We start from the raw sequence: 20,496 nt of genomic DNA on the forward strand, positions 1-20,496 counted from the left end.
CGTTCGTCATTCAGCCCCGCCCGCTGTCCGGGCGCCCCGCCGTAGGATCAGCTTAAGCCTGTTGCCTCAGACTTCCAGCACGATCTTGCCGACATGATCGCCCGATTCCATGTAAGCGTGCGCAGCAGCCACGTCGGCCAGCGCGAAACGGCGGTCCATCACCGGACGCAACGCACCGGATTCGACCAGCGGCCAGGCGTTTTCGTGCAGATCCTGCGCCAGCAGCGACTTGAACGCATCCGAGCGGGCGCGCAGCGTCGATCCGGTCAGCGTGTAGCGCCGCATCATGACCACGGCCATGTTGATCTCCGCCTTCGCGCCGCCCTGCACCGCGATGGTGACATGGCGACCCTCGGGCGCAAGGCACTTGAGGTTGCGCGCCACATAGCTGCCCGCCACCATGTCGAGCACCAGATCGACGCCGCGCCCCTGCGTGATGCGGCGCACTTCCTCGACGAAATCGCTCGCCTTGTAGTCGATCGCGTGATGCGCACCGATGTCGAGCGAGGCCGCGCACTTCTCGGGCGAACCGCAGGTGGTGATGACCGTGAGGCCGAACAGCCGCGCCAGCATCGTCGCCATCGAGCCAATGCCGCTGGTGCCGCCGTGGACCAGCAGCGTCTCGCCCTCGCGCGCGAAACCGCGCTCGAACACGTTGTGCCACACCGTAAACAGCGTTTCGGGCAGCGCGGCGGCCTGATCGAGCGGAAGGTCGTCCGGCACCGGCAGGCAGTGTCCGGCATCGGCCAGCGCATATTCGGCATAGCCACCGCCGGTGATCAGCGCGCAGACGCGCATGCCGAGCAGCGGATCAGTGACGCCCTCGCCCAGCGCGACGACCGTGCCGGACACTTCCAGTCCCGGTATCGGCGAAGCGCCCGGCGGCGGGGGATAATTGCCCTCGCGCTGGACCACGTCGGGCCGGTTCACGCCCGCGAAGGCCACCTTGATCAGCACCTGTCCCACGCCCGGCACAGGCATCGGCAGCGTTTCGGGCCGCAGCACCTCGGGGCCGCCCGGCGCATCGTAGCCGATGGCGGTCATGGTGGTGGGAAGCGTGGCGGAAATGGTGGAAATCTCAGTCGACATGGCGAGGAAATTCGCCCTTTCGTAACCCCGGTTCATCGCAGCAGTGGATCACTTTGTGCCGTGTCGCAAGGGCATTGACAGCAAAAGCGATCAGACCGATGTTCCACTAATGGACGACGACGAAGGACCGCGGCGGCGGTCGACCGAAGGCAACTTCGGTGCCGCCAGCCTCCTCGCCCGCGAAAGCCTGGACGGCTATTCGCTGGACGAACTCGACGCGCGAATCTCTCTGCTCGAGTTCGAGATTTCCCGCATTCGCGATCATCGCGAGCGTGCCTCGGCGCATATGCTGGCCGCACAAGCGCTGTTCGGAGCGCCCAAGGCCGGGTCTCGAACCTCTTGACCATAGGGTTGCGCCCGGATGGCTTCGACGAGCCCCTCGCAACCCTTTCCGGCGTACCTATATTGCCATTGTCACCCTTTCCCGTCCCTCCAGCCTCCCTTCCCTCCAGCCTCCCTTCCCTCCAGCCCCTCAACTCTCCCGACACGGAGCGTCCTCCTCTTGTGATGGAAGCCAATTAAATGCCCAGTTTCGCCCAAAGCCTTGAGAAGACCCTGCACTCGGCTCTGTCCCACGCATCCGAGCGCAGCCACGAATATGCGACGCTCGAGCACCTGCTGCTCGCGCTGATCGACGACGCGGACGCCGCGCAGGTGATGCAGGCCTGCGGTGTGGACCTCGGCGATCTGGGCGACGTGGTGCGCCAGTATCTCGATCAGGAGTACCAGTCGCTCAAGACCGAGGAAAAGGGCGACCCCGCCCCGACCGCCGGTTTCCAGCGCGTGATCCAGCGCGCGATCCTGCACGTCCAGTCCTCCGGCAAGGATACCGTGACCGGCGCCAACGTGCTCGTCGCGCTGTTTTCCGAGCGGGACAGCTACGCCGTCTATTTCCTGCAGCAGCAGGACATGAGCCGTCTCGATGCCGTCAGCTTCATCAGCCACGGCATCGGCAAGGGCGGCAAGCGGATCGAGGATCGCAGCCCCAAGGGCAGCGACGAGAGCACCCCTGCGCCCGAGGAAAAGTCGGAAAGCAAGGGCTCCAGCGCGAGCAAGAAGGATTCCGCGCTCGACCAGTTCACTGTCAATCTCAACGAGAAGGCGCTGAAGGGCAAGGTCGACCCGCTGATCGGCCGTGGCCCCGAAGTGGACCGCACGATCCAGATCCTGTGCCGCCGCTCGAAGAACAACCCGCTCTATGTCGGTGATCCCGGCGTCGGCAAGACCGCCATCGCCGAGGGCCTTGCGCGCAAGATCGTCGAGGGCGAAGTGCCCGAAGTGCTGGCCGAAGCGGTGATCTACTCGCTCGACATGGGCAGCCTGCTGGCCGGAACCCGCTATCGCGGCGACTTCGAGGAACGCCTCAAGCAGGTCGTCTCCGAACTGGAGAAGATGCCGCACGCAGTGCTGTTCATCGACGAGATCCACACCGTGATCGGCGCCGGCGCCACCAGCGGCGGCGCGATGGATGCCAGCAACCTGCTCAAGCCCGCGCTGTCGGGCGGCACGATCCGCTGTATCGGTTCGACCACCTACAAGGAGTTCCGCAACCACTTCGAGAAGGACCGCGCCCTGCTGCGCCGGTTCCAGAAGATCGACGTGAACGAGCCGACCATCGAGGACACGATCAAGATCCTCAAGGGTCTGCGCTCGGCCTTTGAGGATCACCACAAGGTCAAGTACACCGCCGATGCGATCAAGACCGCGGTCGAGCTTTCGGCCCGTTACATCAACGACCGCAAGCTGCCCGACAAGGCGATCGACGTGATCGACGAAGTGGGCGCGATGCAGATGCTGGTGCCCCCCAGCCGCCGCAAGAAGACGATCACCTCGAAGGAAATCGAGCAGGTGATCGCCACGATGGCGCGCATCCCGGCCAAGTCGGTCAGCTCGGACGACAAGAAGGCGCTCGAAAACCTCGAGGTCGATCTGAAACGTGTGGTGTTCGGTCAGGACAAGGCCATCGAGGTGCTCTCCACCGCGATGAAGCTGAGCCGTGCGGGTCTTCGCGATCCGGACAAGCCGATCGGCTCGTTCCTGTTCTCCGGCCCCACCGGCGTCGGCAAGACCGAAGTCGCCAAGCAGCTGGCGCACATCATGGGCATTCCCATGCAGCGCTTCGACATGTCCGAATATATGGAGCGCCACTCGATCAGCCGTCTGATCGGCGCCCCTCCGGGCTATGTCGGCTACGATCAGGGCGGTCTGCTCACCGATGCGATCGACCAGCAGCCCCACTGCGTCCTGCTGCTCGACGAGATCGAGAAGGCGCACCCCGACCTGTTCAACATCCTGCTGCAGGTGATGGACAACGGCCGTCTGACCGATCACCACGGCAAGACCGTGGACTTCCGCAACGTGGTGCTGATCATGACCACCAATGCGGGCGCATCGGACATGGCGCGTTCGGGCATCGGCTTTGGCGACGTGTCGAAGGCGGATGCCGGCGAGGAAGCGGTCAAGCAGCTGTTCACGCCGGAATTCCGCAATCGCCTCGATGCCATCGTGCCCTTCGCCTATCTTGCGAAGCAGACGATCAGCCGGGTGGTGGACAAGTTCATCCTCCAGCTCGAACTGCAGCTGGCCGATCAGAACGTCCACATCCAGTTCGACGGCGATGCCCGCACCTGGCTGGGCGATCGCGGCTACGACAAGCTCTATGGCGCGCGTCCGATGGGCCGCGTGATCCAGGAGAAGGTCAAGCAGCCGCTGGCCGAGGAACTGTTGTTCGGCAAGCTGGCGCAGGGCGGCGAAGTCCACGTCTCGGTCAAGGATGATGCACTCAGCTTCGAGCTGACCCCGTCCGCGCCCAAGGTGGTCAAGGCGAAGAAGAAGCCCGCCGCCCGCTCTTCCGGCGCTTCCGGCGCTTCCGGCAGGGCCACCACCGCCAAGAAGCCGGGCGAACAGCCGGAGACCAACGGCGACGACTGATACGCGTAAACGCAAAACTATCTGACACGGCCGGCCCGCTTCACTCGAAGCGGGCCGGTTTTGCATACGGGGGGACTACGGGGAATGGTCACGATACGAAGCAGCCGCTGGGCTGCGGCATGCACTCTGGCGGGCAGCATGCTGGTGCTGGCGACAGCGACAAACGCATTTGCCGAAGACGGGAACAAGACTCAGGCGGGTAAAATCGAGACTGCTGAAAGCAAGACTGGCAAGACACCCGAACAGGCGCCGCTGGCCAAGCGCACCGGCCAGAGCGGGCTGCCGCTCAGCGCCACGCAGGTCGCGATGGATCTGCCCCACCTCACGCTGTCACTTGCCGTCGACCCATCCGCAAAAACGATCGCAGGGACCGCAGACTATACCGTGCAGGCGCTTTCGCCGCTGTCGAAAGTGGAATTCGATCTCGATCCGCGCCTGCCGGTCAGCAAAGTCACTATCAATGGCAAGGCCGTGGCATCGACGCAGTGGTCGAACCCGGACGGCGGTCTGGTGATTCGCCTGCCGCGCCCGTTGAAAAAAGGACAGCAGGCCCGCGTTGCCATCACGTATGGCGGCACACCGTTCGTCGGCCCCAATCCCCCCTGGGTAGGCGGCTTCGTCTGGAGCACCGCAAAAGATGCTGCCGGACATGACCAGCCATGGATCGCCACCGCCGTACAGGGACAGGGCTGCGACCTGTTCTGGCCCTGCCTCGATCATTTCTCCAAGCGCGTGGGCGTGCTCGATTTCATGATCGATGTCCCCGATCCACTCGTCGCGGCATCGAACGGCAGGCTGATCGACAGCCGCGAGGCGAACGGGCGGCGCATCTGGCACTGGCGCGCCCGCACCCCCAACGATTATGGCGTCTCGCTCCAGATCGGACCCTACGAGACCGCGACGCGTGACTATGCCAGCCGTTTCGGCAACACGATCCCGACCGAATTCTGGTATCTGCCCGGCGACAAGGCCGGAGCCGATGCCATGCTGGATCAGATGCAGGACTTCCTGCGCTTCTTCGAAAGCACTGTCGGCCCCTATCCCTGGAGCGACGAGAAAGTCGGCCTTGCCGAAACGCCGCATCTGGGCATGGAACACCAGACCATCAACGCCTATGGCAACCACTTCAAACCCTCGCCCGAGGGCTATGACTGGCTGATGCACCACGAATTCAGCCACGAATGGTTCGCCAACCAGTTGACCAACGCGCGCAACGCCGACATGTGGCTGCAGGAGGGCTTCGGATCGTACATGCAGCCGCTCTATCTGCGCTGGAAGAACGGCGATCTCGAATATCACGCCGCGCTGTGGGACATGCGCAAGAAGATCCGCAGCACCGTGCCGCTCGCGCCCGACACCGAAGTGTCGAGCACGTATTACGACGACAAGGACGCGCACTGGGGCGGCGATATCTACTACAAGGGCGCCTGGATTGCCCATACGCTGCGGCTCTACATGGGCGACGAGGGGTTCGGCCGCGCGCTTCGCGCGATCACGTATGGGCGCGATGATCCCAAACCGGGCAATTTCGCGCACCAGATTCACGATACCGCCGATTTCCAGAAGGTAGTCGAGCAGATCACCGGCAAACCGATGGGCTGGTTCTTCGACGCCTATTTCCGCGTGGCCCCGCTGCCGCGTCTGGAAGCGCGGCAGGACGGCACGCACCTGACCCTGAGCTGGCACACACCCGCAGCCGAACCCTTCGTGCTGCCGGTGGAGGTCCGCGTAGGCGACACGGTACATCTCGTGGATATGGCAGATGGCCATGGTACACTGGAACTGCCTTCGCCCGATACGCACTACGTGCTCGACCCGAACGGCAAGATCCTGCGCGACGATCCCGCGATCACCACATGGCAGGCCTTCGAGGATCAGCAGGCCAAGGACAAGGACGCCAGGGAGAAGGCTGAAAAGTCGAAAAAGGACGCAAGCTCCGGCACCAAGGACTGACCCTTCCCAAAGACAGGGAAGAAAGGGCGGGAACCACAGCGGTTTCCCGCCCTTTCTTCTATATTCCATGCCCCGCGATTTCGCCTGGATCCGGCCCGAGCCTCACGGCATCCACATCGTCCCCCAAAGCCACGGGGCGGACTGCTGGATCGACCCGGCGCACCCCGTCGACACGGCGCTGATCACCCACGGCCACGCCGACCATGCCCGCGGCGGCCATGGCCAGACGTTCGCCACACCCGAAACGCTGGCGATCATGCGCCTTCGCTACGGCGTGGAGGAAGGCGCGGTGCCGACGCCCTACCACCAGCCGATAGACCTGCCGGGCAACGTCCGCGCGACCTGGATCCCCGCCGGGCACGTCCTCGGTTCGGCGCAGATCCTGCTGGAGCACGCGGGCGAGCGGGTGATCGTGACCGGCGACTACAAGCGTCGGCCCGATCCCACCTGCCCGCCTTTCGAAGTCACGCCCTGCGATGTCTTCATCACCGAGGCGACTTTCGCGCTGCCCGTGTTCCGCCACCCACCCATCGCCCACGAGATTGCGCGGCTGCTCGATGCTCGCGCCGCCAATCCCGACCGCTGCGTGCTCGTCGGCGCCTATGCGCTGGGCAAGGCACAGCGGGTGATCGCCGAACTGCGCCTTGCCGGATACCGCGACACCATCTGGATGCACGGCGCGATGGAACGCATGTGCCGCCTATACGAAGAGTTCGGGGTAGACCTTGGCGATCTGCGGCTCGTCTCCGAAGCGCCGAAGGATGCGCTGGCAGGCCACATCGTGCTGGCCCCGCCCTCCGCGCTGAACGACCGCTGGAGCCGCCGCCTGCCCGATCCGATCACCGCCATGGCGTCCGGCTGGATGCGCGTGCGCCAGCGCGCCCGCCAGCGCATGGTCGAACTGCCGCTCGTCATCTCCGACCACGCCGACTGGGACGAACTCACCCGCACCATCGAAGAGGTCAACCCCGCCGAAACCTGGATCACTCACGGCCGCGAAGACGCCATGCTGCGCTGGTGCGAACTCCACCAGCGCAAGGCCCGCGCACTGGCGCTGGTCGGCTATGAGGACGAGGATGATTGAGGGGATGAGACAGGTCGGGATTCAAGATAGGAAAGACGCAGGGGAGCAGAGCCCCCCTGCACCCCCAATACTGTCGATGTGGATACTCTCCCGCGCCCCTGCACCACGCTTTGGCCGGAAGACATTTGGTCTCCCGACGCTGCGGCGGGACAAGACGGCGAACAGGCGCCCGACAACAACAGTAACGGGGTCTGGGGCCCACGGCCCCAGGACTATCCTTCCTGACTCTCTCGAAACACCCTCCCCCTCCTGATGGAACGCTTCGCCGCCCTGCTCGACGCGCTGGTCTACACCCGCAGCCGCAATGCCAAGCTGCGGCTGCTGGCAGAGTACCTGCGCGAGACCCCCGATCCCGATCGCGGCTGGGCCTTGGCGGCGCTGACCGACGGGCTCGATTTTCCGGCGGTGAAGTCCTCGACGATCCGCAATCTCATGGCCGAGCGCATCGATCCGGTGCTGTGGACTCTGAGCCGCGACTATGTGGGCGATTCGGCGGAGACGGCGAGCCTGCTCTGGCCCGAGCCGGATGCCCCGCCCTCGCCGCCCACGGTCAGCGAGGCGGTCGCGGCGCTGGCGGCGATGACTCGGGCGAATGTCGGCATCGAACTGCCACGCCTGCTGGACCGACTGGATGCGGAAGGCCGCTATGCCCTGCTCAAGCTCGCGACGGGCGCGATGCGGATCGGCATTTCGGCGCGACTGGCGAAGACCGCGTTTGCGCAGGCGTTCGATGTCTCGGTGGAGGATGTCGAGGAGCACTGGCACGGGCAGGCCCCGCCTTACGATGCGCTGTTCGACTGGGCCGCGCACGGTGCGGCAGCGCCTTCGTCCGAGCACCTGCCGCTGTTCCGCCCATTCATGCTGGCCCATCCGCTGGAGGACGGCACGCGGCTCGATCTGTCCGAGTACGTTGCCGAATGGAAGTGGGACGGCATCCGTGTGCAGGTGGTCCATGCGAGAGGCGAGGACGGGACAGGCGAGACCCGCGTCTATTCGCGTTCCGGCGACGATATATCGGCGACCTTTCCCGAGATCGCCGAGGCGCTGCCGTTTGATGCCGTACTCGATGGCGAACTGCTGGTGCGCGGCAGCCATCAGGGCGGCGAGGCCAATGAGGCCACGCAGGGCGGTGCGGCCAGCTTCAACGCGCTCCAGCAGCGCCTCGGTCGCAAGAGCGTGAGCAAGGCGATGCGCAACGACTATCCCGCTTTCGTGCGCCTTTACGACGTGCTGCGGCTGGATGGCGAGGATCTGCGCCCGCTGGGCTGGAGCGCGCGCCGGGCCGCGCTGGAGGCGGTAGTGTCCCGCCTCGATCCTGCGCGGTTCGATCTGTCCTCGCTGATCCGGGCGGTCGATTTCGACCAACTGGCGGCTTTACGCGAAGGCGCGCGCGACGAGGCCATCGAGGGCCTGATGCTCAAGCGGCGCGACAGTCCCTACATCGCGGGCCGCAAGACCGGGCTGTGGTACAAGTGGAAGCGCGATCCGCTGCTGATCGACTGCGTGCTGATGTATGCCCAGCGCGGCTCGGGCAAGCGCAGTTCGTTCTATTCGGACTTCACCTTCGGCTGCTGGGACGGCGATCCGGAAAACGGCGGCGAGCTGCTCCCGGTCGGCAAGGCCTATTTCGGATTCACCGACGAGGAACTGAAAGGCCTCGACCGCCATGTCCGCCAGCACACCGTCAACCGCTTCGGCCCGGTGCGCGAAACCGACAAGTCGCTGGTGCTCGAAGTCGCCTTCGATTCGGTCCATGCCAGCAAGCGGCACAAGTCCGGCCTTGCCATGCGCTTCCCCCGCATCCACCGCATCCGGGCCGACAAGCCCGCGCACGAGGCCGACCGGATCGAAACGCTCAAGGCGATGATCCGGGATTGAAGGAGGAGTTGACCGGCATCAAGTTCCACGTGGAACGTTCGTGCTAAGGGCAGCAGCATGAGCCCGGATTTGCCTGCATGACCGATATCGACGATCGCACCCAGACCATCCACGCGCGCCTCGGTGGTGACGCCACGTTCGCCGCGATCGCCGCGCGGTTCTATGCCCGGATGGACAGCGAGCGGCGCTATGCCCGCCTGCGCGCGATGCACCCGCACAATCTCGAACCCACACGCGCTTCGCTGACCGGCTTCCTGATCGGCTGGGCCGGCGGACCGCGAGACTGGTTTGCGGCCAATCCGGGACGCTGCATGATGTCGATGCACACCGGCATGGCGATTGATCCCGAGGTTGCCGGGCAGTGGGCCGAATGCATGGAGCACGCGATCCGCGACGTCCTGCCCGATCCCGCGCCGGGCGTTCCTCCCGGCTTCGATGCAGAGGCCCGCAATATCGTCGCCGATGCCCTCACCCGCACCGCCCATGCGCTGGGCCGCGCGCAGCAGTTCCGGTGAAAGTGAATATCAGATGTCGATCCGAAACATCTTCTCGCGCGAGGTGCTTCCGCGCAGCAGCTCCACCCGCGAAGGCGCGATATCGAGCGCGGAGGCGAGCAGCATCCGCACCGCCGCATTGGCCATGCCGTCCTGCGGCTGGGCGCGCACTTTCGCCATGAGCCGCCCCGCGACGATCTCCAGCGCCTCCACCCGCGCGCCGGGCGTGACTTTCAGCGCCAGACGGCCTTCCGGATCGACCAGCGCCTGAACCGCCTCGGCAGGCGGCAGGACGGGTTTGGGACGAGCCATCAGTCGTGTGCGAGGCCCGCCGCAAGACCAAGCGCAAGGCCTAGCGCCTGGGCATGGGCACGGCCATTCTCGACATAAGACGCAACGCCCGCCCGGTTGCCCGCCAGCGCCGCCTCGTCCAGATCGCGCAGGTACTTCGCCGGGCGACCGATCCACAGCTGCCGCGCGCCGATCCGCTTGCCGGTCAGCTGCGCGCCCGCCGCCAGCATGCCCTCCGCCTCGATATGGCTGCCGTCCATGACGATCGCGCCGAGCCCCACGAACGCGCCATCCTCCAGCGTGCAGCCATGGATCATCGCCATGTGCCCGATCAGCACGTCCTCGCCGATCAAGGTCGCATAACCCTCCGGCCGGTGCGGCTTGGGACTGTCGCAGTGGATCACCGTCCCGTCCTGCACATTGCTGCGCGCGCCGATCACCACCCGGTTCACATCGGCGCGGATCACGCAGTTGTACCAGATGCTGACATCCGGCCCGATCTCCACATCGCCGATGATCCGGCACCCCGGCGCGATAAAGGCGCTGGAATGGATGCGCGGCGCCTTGCCGTGAATCGCGGCGATGGTGATGTCTGGGCGGGGGGTGGTCATGGCGTGGCTCTTCCAGGGGTTTGTGATTGGGGAAGAGCTTTAGAGGATAAACGCAGGGGAGCAGAGCCCCCCTGCACCCCCTTTACGTCTTCCGGCGCGAGCCTTGAGAATGAGGCAGGCGTGCCCGCGTATTCCTATCGTCGGAAGACCCTAACTACCGACAGCGCGGCGGGTCATGACGCCGAACCGGCATTCCTGCGCCGACAGTAACGGGGTCCGGGGCCACTGGCCCCGGAAAGTCACCCCTTCCAATCTTCCAACTCTACCCCTCAGCCGTTCAGCAGCTTCGCCGCGTGGACCGCGTGATAGGTCAGCACACCAGAGGCGCCTGCCCGCTTGAAGGCCAGGAGTGTTTCCAGCACCATCGCATCGCGATCGGCCACGCCAGCCGCGACGCCCGCCTCGATCAGCGCGTATTCGCCCGAGACCTGATAGGCGAAGACGGGAACCTCGAAGCGCTCCTTCACCCGGCGCAGCACGTCGAGATAGGGCAGGCCCGGCTTGACCATCACGGTATCCGCGCCTTCGGCAAGGTCCATCGCCACTTCGCGCAGCGCTTCCTCGGTATTGGCCGGGTCCATCTGGTAGGTCTTCTTGTTGCCCTTGAGCAGCCCGCGCGAGCCGACCGCATCGCGGAACGGGCCGTAGTAAGCCGAGGCGTACTTGGCCGCGTAGGACATGATCTGGACGTTGATATGGCCTTCGCCTTCCAGCGCGCTGCGGATCGCGGCAATGCGGCCATCCATCATGTCCGACGGCGCGATGATATCGGCCCCGGCGCGCGCCTGGTTGAGCGACTGGTCGACCAGCGCCTCCACCGTGCGGTCGTTGATGACATAGCCCTCGTCATCGATCAGCCCGTCTTGCCCATGGCTGGTGTAGGGATCGAGCGCGACGTCGGTCAGCAGGCCGATGCCATCGCCCAGTTCGTCACGGATGGCACGCAGGGCGCGGCACATCAGGTTGTCGGGGTTGAGCGCTTCGGCGCCATCCTCGCTGCGACGCTCGGGCTGGGTGTTCGGAAACAGCGCAAGGCAGGGAATGCCCAGTTCCATCGCCTCACGCGCACGCTGAACCAAGAGGTCCACCGACCAGCGCGAGACGCCGGGCAGAGTCGCGATCGGCTGCTCCACGCCTTCGCCTTCGGTCACGAAGACCGGCCAGATCAGATCGGCGGGCGTCAGCACGGTCTCGCGGTGGAGCGAGCGGCTCCATTCGGTGGCGCGGGTGCGACGGAGGCGAGCGGCGGGAAACTGGGCTGTAATCATGGGGCCGGGTCTAATCCTGCGTTGCGCCACATGCAAATGGGTCAATCCGTCCCACTGGCGCGCAAAACCTGCACCTTTATTTGACCTGAGCGGCACCCAGCCGGTCGATCTCGCGCGTCGGCGCGGACTGTGGCTGTGCCTGTGGGGCCATATCCTGAAGCGCCGCGCCGGGCTCGATGCCGAGCAGGCGCGCGAGCGCGGCCTTGTAGGCATCGCGCTCCTTCGGGTCGACCGAGGGCGTCGAGACGAAACGCATGCTGAGCGGGTTCACCGTATGGCCGTTCTGGTAAACCTCGAAATGGACATGCGGCCCGGTCGAAAGCCCGGTCGAGCCGACATAGCCGATCACCTGCCCGGCCCGGACGCGCTGGCCGACAGAGACGGCGATGCGGCTCATATGGGCATAGCCGGTGCCCACGCCGCCGCCGTTGTCCAGCCGCACGAAGTTGCCGTGGCCGCCGTGGCGCCCTGCGAAATTGACCACGCCATCGCGCACCGCGTGGATCGGCGAGCCATAGGGCGCGGCGATGTCCATCCCCGCATGCATGCGCACGAAACCGAGGATCGGATGGCGGCGCGGGCCATAGGGCGAGGTGATCCGGCCCGAGACCGGCAGCGCGAGGCCCGAGGACATCGGCTGCACCACGTCGGGCGCGGGCATCATGTCGCCCGCCTTGCCCCAGCGCATCAACTGGACACGGGGGCGTCCGTCATGGACCAGCCCTGCGTAGAGCAGATCGCCGGCCTGATGGTCGCCCTCTGCCGAGCGCTTGTAGGCGAGGATCATGTCGAAGTGATCGCCTGCCGAAAGATCGTCGAGCGAGACCTGCTTATCGATCGCGCGCAGATAATCCTGAATCGCCGAGATCGGCGCCCCGGCATTGCGCGCCGAGCGGTAGAGGCTGCTGCCCACCGTACCCTCGATCCGCAGCGGCGTTGCATCCACGCGGATCGGGTGGCGCACCAGCGACAGCGCATCGCCATGGCGCTCTATCGCCAGATCGAGATCGAAGCGCGCGCGGAACGTCATCGCATCGAGCGCACGCGGCGCACCGGGGGCGAGGTGACGGCCCAGCGTGATATCGAACTGCGTGCCCGCCGGAATATCGCCAGTGGCGACCGCCTGCGATACCAGCGCATTGACGCGCGAAATATCGCCGCCGCCAAGCCCGACGCGTTCGAGCATGCCGGAGAAACTGTCGCCCTGCGTCAGCGTCGAGACCATCTGAATGCTCGGACGTTCGGGCACACTTCTAAGCGGCGTCACCAGCGGACTGGCGCCCATCCGGCGCCCCATGTCGCCACCCAAGGCCAGCGGCGCGATGGTCTGCGAGAGGAACTGGCCGCGCACCGCATCGTCCGCACGCAGCGCAGGCGCGGCCTCGACAGCAGAGAAACCGGGGCACAGGGCAAAGGCGCTTGCGGCGAGTAGCGCCATCGTCGCAAGGCCGCGATACCAGCGGCCGGTGCCGATGTTCTCGGCCAGATCGTGCGTCAGTTCCCGCTCGCACCACGCCTCGAAGCGGGCGAGACGACCGGCGCTTTTCTGCGGGACCGGCGGGACGGCAGATGGGGCTGCAGGCGCAGCGCTGCGCAGGATCTGCGCGCGCGACAGCGAGGCGGCGTGCCCCCCGCCTTCGCTGCCCTGCGATCCCTGATCGAGTGTCCTGAACACAACGCCCCGTCCTTTGATGCTCCCGCCCGACCGGCGACGGCATCACTTTGCGTGGCTTCTCCCTGCACCCGTAAGGTTAACAGCTGCCTAAATCTGTGGACGCAGTACCCTCCATTCGTTCGGGTGCGTCTTGCGAGCGACGTATTGCGGTGCCACATTGACCGGCGAGATGGTTCACGACCGCAAAGTTTCGCCGCGAGCCTCCTTCCCTAAAGCAGGGAAGCCTGAGGCCCCTTCGGGGGTCAAGGCGGTGCTCGGCCCCACCAATACCGGCAAGACGCACCTCGCGATCGAGCGGATGTGCGCGCATTCCAGCGGCATGATGGGCTTCCCGCTGCGCCTGCTGGCCCGCGAGGTCTATGACCGCGTGGTCAAGATCAAGGGCGAGGCCAGCGTCGCGCTGATCACCGGCGAGGAGCGGATCGAACCGCCCAAGGCGCGCTATTTCCTCTGTACGATGGAAGCGATGCCTGTCCTGAGCGGCCGGCCCATCGACAGACACCGCCCCGCCGAAGACCAGCGCGACGTCGCCTTCGTCGGGATCGACGAGGCGCAGCTCGGGGCCGATCGCGAGCGCGGGCATATCTTCACCGACCGCCTGCTCCATGCGCGCGGACGCGAGGAAACGATGATCCTGGGCTCCTCCACGCTGGAGCCGATGGTGAAGGCACTGATCCCCGGCGTCGAGACGATCACCCGCCCGCGCTTTTCCACGCTCAGCCATGCGGGCGCCAAGAAACTCAGCCGGATGCCGCCGCGCAGCGCCATCGTCGCCTTCTCGGTCGAGCAGGTCTATGCAATCGCCGAGATGCTGCGCCGCTTCCGGGGCGGTGCGGCCGTGGTGATGGGCGGCCTCAGCCCGCAGACGCGCAACGCGCAGGTCGCGCTCTACCAGTCGGGCGAGGTCGACTATCTGGTCGCCACCGACGCGATCGGCATGGGGCTGAACCTCGATGTCCAGCATGTCGCCTTCGCAGGGCTGTCCAAGTTCGACGGCCAGCGCCACCGCCGCCTGACGCCCGCTGAAATGGCCCAGATCGCCGGGCGTGCCGGACGCCACCAGACCGACGGCACCTTCGGCACGCTGTCAGGCTCGGGCGGCCACGATTCCGAGTTCGACGACGAGGAAGTCTATGCGATCGAGGAGCATCGCTTCGCGCCGATCACCCGCCTGTTCTGGCGCAATCCCGAACCGCGCTTCGACACTCTGGCGACGCTGATCGCCGATCTCGAAACCCCACCCTCGCGCCCCGAACTGGTGATCGCGCCCGAGGCCATCGACCTCGCCGTGCTCAAGCGGCTGGCCGACGATGCCGATCTGGTCGGCACCGTCTCGGGCGCAGGGCAGGTCCGCCGCTTCTGGGACGTCTGCCGCCTGCCCGACTTCCGCCAGCAGGGCGTGGAGGCCCATTCGCGCTTCGTCGCGCGGCTGTGGCAGGACTTGCGCGACGGGCAGCTCGGTGCCGACTACATGGCGGCGCAGATCGCCCATCTCGACCGCACCGGCGGCGATATCGACACCTTGCAGGGGCGGATTGCCGCGATCCGCTCTTTCGCCTACATCGCGCAGCGTCCCGACTGGGTTCTGGCACGCGACGAAATGGCCGAACGTGCACGCGCAGTTGAGGTAAGGCTGTCAGATGCGCTACATGGCCGCCTTACCGAACGTTTCATCAATCGCCGGACGGCTATACTCATGAAAAATCTCGGCCCCGATTCAGGGCTGCTCTCGATCCGCCTCGAAGACGAGGAAGTCCTCGTCGAAGGCGAGCACATCGGCAGCCTTCGCGGCTTCACCTTCCATGTCGATCCGGGCACCCGCCTGACCGACCGCAAGCTGCTGCTGGCCGCTGCCGAACGCCATCTGCCCACCCTGCTCCAGACCCGCGCCACCGCGCTGGCCGCCGCCATCGAGGCGGAACTTGGTGAAGACAAGACCGCGCCTGCCGCGGGGCTCTCGCTGGTCGATGGCGCCATCGTCTGGGAAGGCGAGACCATCGCCCGCCTCAAGCCCGGCCGCACGCTGCTGACGCCCCAGCTCGCGCCGGACCGCACGCTCGATCCGGTGCCTGCGGCGGAGCGCAAGGTGCTGGTTGCGGCGCTGGAAAGCTGGCTGGAACGCGCACTTGCCCCGCTCGCCCCGCTGGTGAAGCTGGACGAGGCAAGCCGCTCGGAAGAGGCTGGCCCCGAACTGCGCGCGCTGCTGATCACGCTGGTCGAGCGTTGCGGCATGACCCCGCGCGAGGATTCCGGCGTCGAGGCGATCGACAAGGAGCGCCGCTCGATGCTGGCGAAACTGGGCGTGCGCGTCGGCGCGCTCGACCTGTTCGTGCCCGTGCTGCTGCGCTCGCATGTCATCGCGCTGTGGCGCCAGCTGGCAGTCGTCGCCGGTCGTCGTCCCGGTCCCGAACCCGAACCCGACATGCCGCCTGCGCTTCCTGCCACGCGCGAAGGCCGCACGCCCGGCTATCGCTATCTCGGCAAGCAGCTCATCCGCCTCGACATGGCCGAGAAGCTGCTGCGCGAAGCCTATGAGGCCCGCAGCGCCAGGCGCGAGGCCGGAAAGGCTGCGAAGGCAGAGACCACCAAGGTTGAAGCCATCAAGGTCGACGTACATGCCGAGGCTGCCGAGGTAACAACCGGCGAAGCGGCAACCGGTGAGACGGCTCAGGTCGCGCCCACATCTGCGCCTGCGCCCACCGCCGCCCCGCGCCAGAACCGCGATGCGAGCTTTACCCTCGATTCCGCCCGCGCGATCTCGATGGGCCTGACCGAGGCCAGCTTCGAGCGGCTGATGCGCACCGCAGGCTTCCAGCCCCAGCCTACCCGCGCGCTTGCCGAAGGCGCCTTCGGCCCCGCCGCACCGCTGCGCTGGCGCTGGCGTCCGGCTCGCCGCAATGACGGGCACCGCGATGGCGGCCCCCGTCAGGGCGAAGGTCGCGGCCCGCGTACCCCGCGTGGGGAACGGGGCGGCGAACGACAGGGTGAGCGCCGTCAGGGCGAGAACCGCCGCAACGATGCGCGCAGGAACGCACACGACACCAGGCCGGAGCGTGGCGAACGTCCGGCACGTCAGGACAACCGTTCCGGCGATGCCCGGAATAAGCCGGGCAACAAGTCAGGTCGCCCCGAACGTCCCGGCGAACCCGCGCGGGCACCCGGCGCCTTCGCGGCTCTGGCGGAACTGATGTCCCGCTGATTGAAAAGCATCGGCGGGTCAAACCACAGGGAGGCATATGCGGGTAGACAAGCTGCTCTGGTTCCTTCGACTGGCGAAGACCCGCCCGCTTGCCCAGGAGTGGGCACAGGCCGGTCACATGCGGCTCAACGGACGCCGCATCGACCGCGCCCACCAGAAAGTGGGGCCGGGCGACGTGCTGACGCTTTCCACTCCCGCAGGGGTCCGCGTGATCGAGATCGTGGCGTTGCCCGAACGCCGCGGTCCCGCTCCGGAAGCGCAAGCCTGCTACAGAGTGCTTGACGGGAGGGGCATCCTTCCCATAGCAGCACCCGCTGATGGAGGCCCCACGGGTGGGCCGGTACGGACCGTTGTGAAGGAAGAGCTGCAGCCATGACTTATGTCGTCACCGACAACTGCATCCGGTGCAAGTACATGGACTGCGTGGAAGTGTGCCCGGTGGACTGCTTCTACGAGGGCGACAACATGCTCGTCATCAACCCCAGCGAGTGCATCGACTGCGGCGTGTGCGAGCCGGAATGCCCCGCCGAAGCGATCCTTCCCGACACCGAGAACGGCCTCGAAGCCTGGCTCGAACTCAATGCCAAGTACTCGGCAGAGTGGCCCAACATCACCGTCAAGCGCGATCCGCCGGAGGATGCCGACGCGATGAAGGACGAGGAAGGCAAGCTCGAGAAGTACTTCTCGCCGGAGCCCGGCGAAGGCGACTGAGCCCTTCCCACGGCCTTCGGGGCTCTGTTGACCGAGCCTCAACCGATTGCATTTCCAGAGGGTTAAGGCCGCGCTAACGTGCATGGCACGCAAATCCGCGCGTACCTCTGGCAATTTTGTCACATCGATGCTATATGATGGCTCAACTGTCCGGGCATTCGCGCTCGTGTGGCAGCTATCTTCATTGCGAGGCAGGATTCGAAAGCAAACGGTTGGGAGAGCAATCTGACCGGGTGGTGGAGGTTTTTACCGGCCTCCGCGTCGCACTGCCCGCGCTCTTTCCGCCGCCAAAACTGCAGCGAAATCCCGCAGGTGAAAGGACGATACATGGCAACCAAGGCTGACGCCTTCGATGTTGGAGACTACGTCGTTTACCCCAAGCACGGCGTGGGCCGGGTAATCGAACTGCAGCGGCAGGAAATCGCCGGCATGCAGCTTGAACTCTATGTGCTGCGATTCGAAAAAGAACGCATGACCCTCCGGGTTCCCTTCAATAAAGTGGAATCCATCGGCATGCGCAAGCTGTCTTCGGACAAGACGCTTCGCGAAGCGCTCGATACCCTGAAGGGCAAGCCCAAGGTCAAGCGCACCATGTGGTCGCGCCGCGCGCAGGAATACGAAGCAAAGATCAACTCGGGCGACCTCGTGTCGATCGCCGAAGTGACCCGCGACCTGTTCCGTGCCGACGACCAGCCCGAGCAGAGCTATTCCGAGCGCCAGATCTTCGAGGCAGCGTCCTCGCGCCTCGCCCGCGAACTGGCGGCGATGGAAAAGACCGACGAACCGGCAGCGCTCCAGAAGATCCTCGCGATCCTCAACGAGTATGCGCCCAAGTATTACGAGAACGCCGAAACCGCCTGATCGCTCAAGCGGCTTCGCGCAAGAAAAGGGCCTTTCGTCTGCCGACGAGAGGCCCTTTTCTTTTGGAGATTGCGCGCTGTCGGAGATTGCCGGGCGCGCGCGTTCGTGAGAGGCTCCGATCTGCCATGAAACACGCCGCCCTGATCGCCTCGCTCGCCGCTCTGGCGCTGGCCCCTGCCCTCTCGGGCTGCATCGCGAAGACGGCGGTGAATGTCGTGACCCTGCCGGTCAAGGCAGGCAGCAAGGCCGTGGACTGGACCACCACCAGCCAGTCGGAAGCCGATCGCAACCGCGGGCGCAAGATGCGCAAGCAGGAAGAGCAGATCGGCAAGCTGCAGAAGCAGTACGAGCGGCACATGAAGCAGTGCAACCAGGGCGACGAACAGGCCTGCCAGACCGCGCGCGACGATTATGCGCAGATTCAGGGCCTGCGCACGCAGTATCCCTCCTGATCGAGGTAAACTGCTCTTCCTCTTAACCCGGCTTCACGCCGCCGCGCGGCGCAGGCGGTCGTTGATCGCCATGCCTATCCCGACATCGGGGATCGGCGCCACGGCGATACGCGGCTGTGGGGCCGCAGCCGCCTCGTGGAGCAGCGCATAGAGGCGCGCGGCGGCTTCGGCGAGGTCAGCATCGGCAGAAAGCGTCGCATCGCCCGCGATCGCCCCATAGCCGATGTGGAACTCATCTGCTTCGGCAACTTCCGCCTCCAGACGCACCGGCTTGCCCGGCGCGTAGTGGCTGGCAAGCTGCCCCGGCGCCTCGATCTCATGCGATGTCACCGGCACCGGGTCGCAGCCCAGCACCTCGGCCAGCGCCTCCACCGTCAGCGGGCCGGGACGCAGCAATTGCCAGGTGCCGTCCTCTCGCCCCTCTCCGCGTAGTGCAACGATGGTGGATTCCAGACCGGCGGGGCAGGCGCCGCCATCGATCACCGCATCGATCCGCCCGCCCAGCGACGCAACGACATGCTCCGCACGCGAGGGGCTCACCCCGCCGCTGGCGTTGGCCGAGGGTGCGGCGAGCGGCACACCGCACCGCGCGATCAGTTCGCGCATCGTCGGATGACCGGGACAGCGCAGCGCCACCGTGGGCAGCCCCGCCGTCACCGCAGGCGCGACCGGCGCGCCTTCGCGCAGCGGCAGCACCATCGTCAGCGGCCCCGGCCAGAAGGCATGGGCGAGCGCACGGGCGCGTTCGTCGAACACAGCAACCGTCTCTGCCTGCGCGAAATCGCTGACATGGACGATCAGCGGATTGAAGCTCGGCCGCCCTTTGGCACGATAGATCGCCGCCACGGTCTCGTCACGATCCGCCCGCCCGGCAAGGCCGTAGACCGTCTCGGTCGGCACCGCGACCAGCCCGCCGCCGCGCAGGATTACGGCAGCATCCTGAAGGCCTTCAGGCGTATCGGGCAGCAGGCGGGGTGCGTCGGTCTGGTTCATCGCCCTTGCGCTATCGCCAATCGCGGGTAATTCCAACAATTTCGGGCAACGAATGTGCATTAGAGTAATAATTTATCAAACTCATTGATATTTGCATTTGCAAACACCTGAAAATTCTGGTTCCAGCGCAACATCATGACCGAGACCCCCGATATCGCGGACGCCCTCGCCCGCATCGCCGCCGCGCTCGAACGTCTGGCGCCCCCTGCCCCCGAAACGATCGACTGGACCGCGCACCCCGCCTACGTGTGGACCGGACACGAAGGCCGCCCGGTGCCGGTGCTCGAAGCGCCCCGGCTCGCGCTGCTTCAGGGGGTCGACGCGCAGAAGGCCCGCGTGGTCGAGAACGTCACCCGCCTCGCCGCAGGCCACGCCGCGCACGACATGCTGCTGTGGGGATCGCGCGGCATGGGCAAGTCCGCGCTGATCCGCGCCTCGATCCGCGCCGCGCAGGACGCGCACCCCGGCGACATCGCGCTGGTGCAGGTGGCGCAGGAGGCACTCTCGGGCGTCACCGCGCTGTTCACCCTGCTGGGCAAGGTTCCGGAGCGCCGCTTCCTCGTCTACATCGACGACCTCGGGTTCGAGGAAGGCGACAGCGCAGGCCCGCGCCTGCTGCGTTCGTGGCTGGAGGGCGGTGTCGAGGCGCGCCCCGCCAACGTGCGTCTGGCCGTCACCTCGAACCGCCGCGCCATCGTGCCACGCGGCATGGCCGAGCAGGACGATCCCATCAACCCGCGCGACAAGGTGGACGACCAGCTTGCGCTGGCCGACCGCTTCGGCCTGTCGATCGGGTTCCACGCCTGCGATCAGGACGCCTACCTCGCGATCATCCGGGGCTATGCCGAAACCTTCGGGCTCGACTGGGACGAAGGCGACGCACTGCAATGGTCGCGCCTGCGCGGTGCGCGCTCGGGCCGTATCGCCTGGCAATACGTCAACGAACTGGCAGGCCGCGCCGGCAAGGTGATCTGATTTGAAAAATGCCCTGACGGGCATTTTTGAG

General features: G+C 66.1%; 18 protein-coding genes. 12 read left to right on the forward strand and 6 right to left on the reverse strand.

Annotated elements, in window-relative coordinates; all coding sequences use genetic code 11:
- Positions 1–66: 66 nt before the first annotated feature.
- On the reverse strand, positions 67–1,089 hold the full coding sequence (locus tag AC3EC3_RS09060; protein ID WP_488489307.1) for an NAD(P)H-quinone oxidoreductase: 1,023 nt from the start codon (positions 1,087–1,089) through the stop codon (positions 67–69).
- 109 nt (positions 1,090–1,198) lie between these two features.
- On the opposite strand from AC3EC3_RS09060, the gene AC3EC3_RS09065 reads away from it, so the two are divergent.
- The 6 genes from AC3EC3_RS09065 to AC3EC3_RS09090 all read left to right on the forward strand — a co-directional run bounded on the left by AC3EC3_RS09065 (position 1,199) and on the right by AC3EC3_RS09090 (position 9,450).
- Positions 1,199–1,432, forward strand: coding sequence for a DUF1192 domain-containing protein (locus AC3EC3_RS09065; protein ID WP_260926147.1), 234 nt, complete (start codon positions 1,199–1,201; stop codon positions 1,430–1,432).
- A 179-nt stretch (positions 1,433–1,611) separates the two neighbouring features.
- The gene (clpA, locus tag AC3EC3_RS09070; protein WP_488489308.1) at positions 1,612–4,020 is read left to right on the forward strand and encodes an ATP-dependent Clp protease ATP-binding subunit ClpA; all 2,409 of its coding nucleotides are present in this window, start codon (positions 1,612–1,614) and stop codon (positions 4,018–4,020) included.
- A gap of 84 nt (positions 4,021–4,104) precedes the next feature.
- Entirely contained in the window at positions 4,105–5,973 is a 1,869-nt protein-coding gene (locus tag AC3EC3_RS09075; RefSeq protein ID WP_488489309.1) for a M1 family metallopeptidase, read from the forward strand.
- A 67-nt stretch (positions 5,974–6,040) separates the two neighbouring features.
- Entirely contained in the window at positions 6,041–7,057 is a 1,017-nt protein-coding gene (locus AC3EC3_RS09080) for a ligase-associated DNA damage response exonuclease (RefSeq protein ID WP_488489310.1), read from the forward strand.
- A 252-nt stretch (positions 7,058–7,309) separates the two neighbouring features.
- On the forward strand, positions 7,310–8,935 hold the full coding sequence (locus AC3EC3_RS09085; protein ID WP_488489311.1) for a cisplatin damage response ATP-dependent DNA ligase: 1,626 nt from the start codon (positions 7,310–7,312) through the stop codon (positions 8,933–8,935).
- A gap of 77 nt (positions 8,936–9,012) precedes the next feature.
- The gene (locus AC3EC3_RS09090; protein WP_488489312.1) at positions 9,013–9,450 is read left to right on the forward strand and encodes a globin domain-containing protein; all 438 of its coding nucleotides are present in this window, start codon (positions 9,013–9,015) and stop codon (positions 9,448–9,450) included.
- 9 nt (positions 9,451–9,459) lie between these two features.
- Here AC3EC3_RS09090 and AC3EC3_RS09095 read toward each other — a convergent pair whose 3' ends face one another.
- From AC3EC3_RS09095 to AC3EC3_RS09110, 4 genes are all read right to left on the reverse strand, one after another.
- Positions 9,460–9,741 carry a DUF167 domain-containing protein gene (locus AC3EC3_RS09095; RefSeq protein ID WP_488489313.1) on the reverse strand — a complete coding sequence of 94 codons (282 nt, stop codon included), beginning with the start codon at positions 9,739–9,741 and terminating at the stop codon, positions 9,460–9,462.
- Positions 9,741–10,331, reverse strand: coding sequence for a gamma carbonic anhydrase family protein (locus AC3EC3_RS09100; protein ID WP_488489314.1), 591 nt, complete (start codon positions 10,329–10,331; stop codon positions 9,741–9,743). The genes AC3EC3_RS09095 and AC3EC3_RS09100 overlap by 1 nt, the downstream gene beginning before the upstream one ends.
- Positions 10,332–10,600: 269 nt before the next feature.
- Positions 10,601–11,599 carry a porphobilinogen synthase gene (gene hemB / locus AC3EC3_RS09105; protein ID WP_488489315.1) on the reverse strand — a complete coding sequence of 333 codons (999 nt, stop codon included), beginning with the start codon at positions 11,597–11,599 and terminating at the stop codon, positions 10,601–10,603.
- 76 nt (positions 11,600–11,675) lie between these two features.
- Positions 11,676–13,274, reverse strand: a complete 1,599-nt coding sequence (locus AC3EC3_RS09110) for a peptidoglycan DD-metalloendopeptidase family protein (protein WP_488489316.1) — start codon at positions 13,272–13,274, stop codon at positions 11,676–11,678.
- Positions 13,275–13,443: 169 nt separating this feature from the next.
- On the opposite strand from AC3EC3_RS09110, the gene AC3EC3_RS09115 reads away from it, so the two are divergent.
- From AC3EC3_RS09115 to AC3EC3_RS09135, 5 genes are all read left to right on the forward strand, one after another.
- Positions 13,444–16,473: a helicase-related protein gene (locus AC3EC3_RS09115; RefSeq protein WP_488489317.1), complete on the forward strand. Its 3,030-nt coding sequence runs from the start codon at positions 13,444–13,446 to the stop codon at positions 16,471–16,473.
- A 37-nt stretch (positions 16,474–16,510) separates the two neighbouring features.
- The gene (locus AC3EC3_RS09120) at positions 16,511–16,849 is read left to right on the forward strand and encodes an RNA-binding S4 domain-containing protein (protein ID WP_488489318.1); all 339 of its coding nucleotides are present in this window, start codon (positions 16,511–16,513) and stop codon (positions 16,847–16,849) included.
- Positions 16,846–17,184, forward strand: coding sequence for a ferredoxin FdxA (fdxA, locus tag AC3EC3_RS09125; RefSeq protein ID WP_260926114.1), 339 nt, complete (start codon positions 16,846–16,848; stop codon positions 17,182–17,184). The genes AC3EC3_RS09120 and fdxA overlap by 4 nt, the downstream gene beginning before the upstream one ends.
- Positions 17,185–17,511: 327 nt before the next feature.
- Complete coding sequence (locus tag AC3EC3_RS09130) at positions 17,512–18,045, forward strand: CarD family transcriptional regulator (protein WP_260926111.1); 534 nt, start codon at positions 17,512–17,514, stop codon at positions 18,043–18,045.
- A gap of 125 nt (positions 18,046–18,170) precedes the next feature.
- A complete protein-coding gene (locus AC3EC3_RS09135; RefSeq protein ID WP_488489319.1) occupies positions 18,171–18,497 on the forward strand; it encodes a hypothetical protein in 327 nt (108 codons plus the stop codon).
- A gap of 33 nt (positions 18,498–18,530) precedes the next feature.
- On the opposite strand, the gene AC3EC3_RS09140 is transcribed toward AC3EC3_RS09135, so the two are convergent.
- A complete protein-coding gene (locus tag AC3EC3_RS09140) occupies positions 18,531–19,490 on the reverse strand; it encodes an L-threonylcarbamoyladenylate synthase (RefSeq protein WP_488489320.1) in 960 nt (319 codons plus the stop codon).
- A gap of 135 nt (positions 19,491–19,625) precedes the next feature.
- On the opposite strand from AC3EC3_RS09140, the gene AC3EC3_RS09145 reads away from it, so the two are divergent.
- Complete coding sequence (locus tag AC3EC3_RS09145; RefSeq protein WP_488489321.1) at positions 19,626–20,465, forward strand: ATP-binding protein; 840 nt, start codon at positions 19,626–19,628, stop codon at positions 20,463–20,465.
- Positions 20,466–20,496 lie beyond the last annotated feature (31 nt).

The organism is Novosphingobium sp. BAM6, from assembly GCF_057784955.1.

Excerpts from the sequence above, each read along its gene's own strand:
- AC3EC3_RS09060 (WP_488489307.1), bottom strand. The coding sequence starts at position 1,089 with ATGTCGACTGAGATTTCCACCATTTCCGCCACGCTTCCCACCACCATG.
- AC3EC3_RS09065 (WP_260926147.1), top strand. The coding sequence starts at position 1,199 with ATGGACGACGACGAAGGACCGCGGCGGCGGTCGACCGAAGGCAACTTC.
- clpA (WP_488489308.1), top strand. The coding sequence starts at position 1,612 with ATGCCCAGTTTCGCCCAAAGCCTTGAGAAGACCCTGCACTCGGCTCTG.
- AC3EC3_RS09075 (WP_488489309.1), top strand. The coding sequence starts at position 4,105 with ATGGTCACGATACGAAGCAGCCGCTGGGCTGCGGCATGCACTCTGGCG.
- AC3EC3_RS09080 (WP_488489310.1), top strand. The coding sequence starts at position 6,041 with ATGCCCCGCGATTTCGCCTGGATCCGGCCCGAGCCTCACGGCATCCAC.
- AC3EC3_RS09085 (WP_488489311.1), top strand. The coding sequence starts at position 7,310 with ATGGAACGCTTCGCCGCCCTGCTCGACGCGCTGGTCTACACCCGCAGC.
- AC3EC3_RS09090 (WP_488489312.1), top strand. The coding sequence starts at position 9,013 with ATGACCGATATCGACGATCGCACCCAGACCATCCACGCGCGCCTCGGT.
- AC3EC3_RS09095 (WP_488489313.1), bottom strand. The coding sequence starts at position 9,741 with ATGGCTCGTCCCAAACCCGTCCTGCCGCCTGCCGAGGCGGTTCAGGCG.
- AC3EC3_RS09100 (WP_488489314.1), bottom strand. The coding sequence starts at position 10,331 with ATGACCACCCCCCGCCCAGACATCACCATCGCCGCGATTCACGGCAAG.
- hemB (WP_488489315.1), bottom strand. The coding sequence starts at position 11,599 with ATGATTACAGCCCAGTTTCCCGCCGCTCGCCTCCGTCGCACCCGCGCC.
- AC3EC3_RS09115 (WP_488489317.1), top strand. The coding sequence starts at position 13,444 with ATGGTTCACGACCGCAAAGTTTCGCCGCGAGCCTCCTTCCCTAAAGCA.
- AC3EC3_RS09120 (WP_488489318.1), top strand. The coding sequence starts at position 16,511 with ATGCGGGTAGACAAGCTGCTCTGGTTCCTTCGACTGGCGAAGACCCGC.
- fdxA (WP_260926114.1), top strand. The coding sequence starts at position 16,846 with ATGACTTATGTCGTCACCGACAACTGCATCCGGTGCAAGTACATGGAC.
- AC3EC3_RS09130 (WP_260926111.1), top strand. The coding sequence starts at position 17,512 with ATGGCAACCAAGGCTGACGCCTTCGATGTTGGAGACTACGTCGTTTAC.
- AC3EC3_RS09135 (WP_488489319.1), top strand. The coding sequence starts at position 18,171 with ATGAAACACGCCGCCCTGATCGCCTCGCTCGCCGCTCTGGCGCTGGCC.
- AC3EC3_RS09140 (WP_488489320.1), bottom strand. The coding sequence starts at position 19,490 with ATGAACCAGACCGACGCACCCCGCCTGCTGCCCGATACGCCTGAAGGC.
- AC3EC3_RS09145 (WP_488489321.1), top strand. The coding sequence starts at position 19,626 with ATGACCGAGACCCCCGATATCGCGGACGCCCTCGCCCGCATCGCCGCC.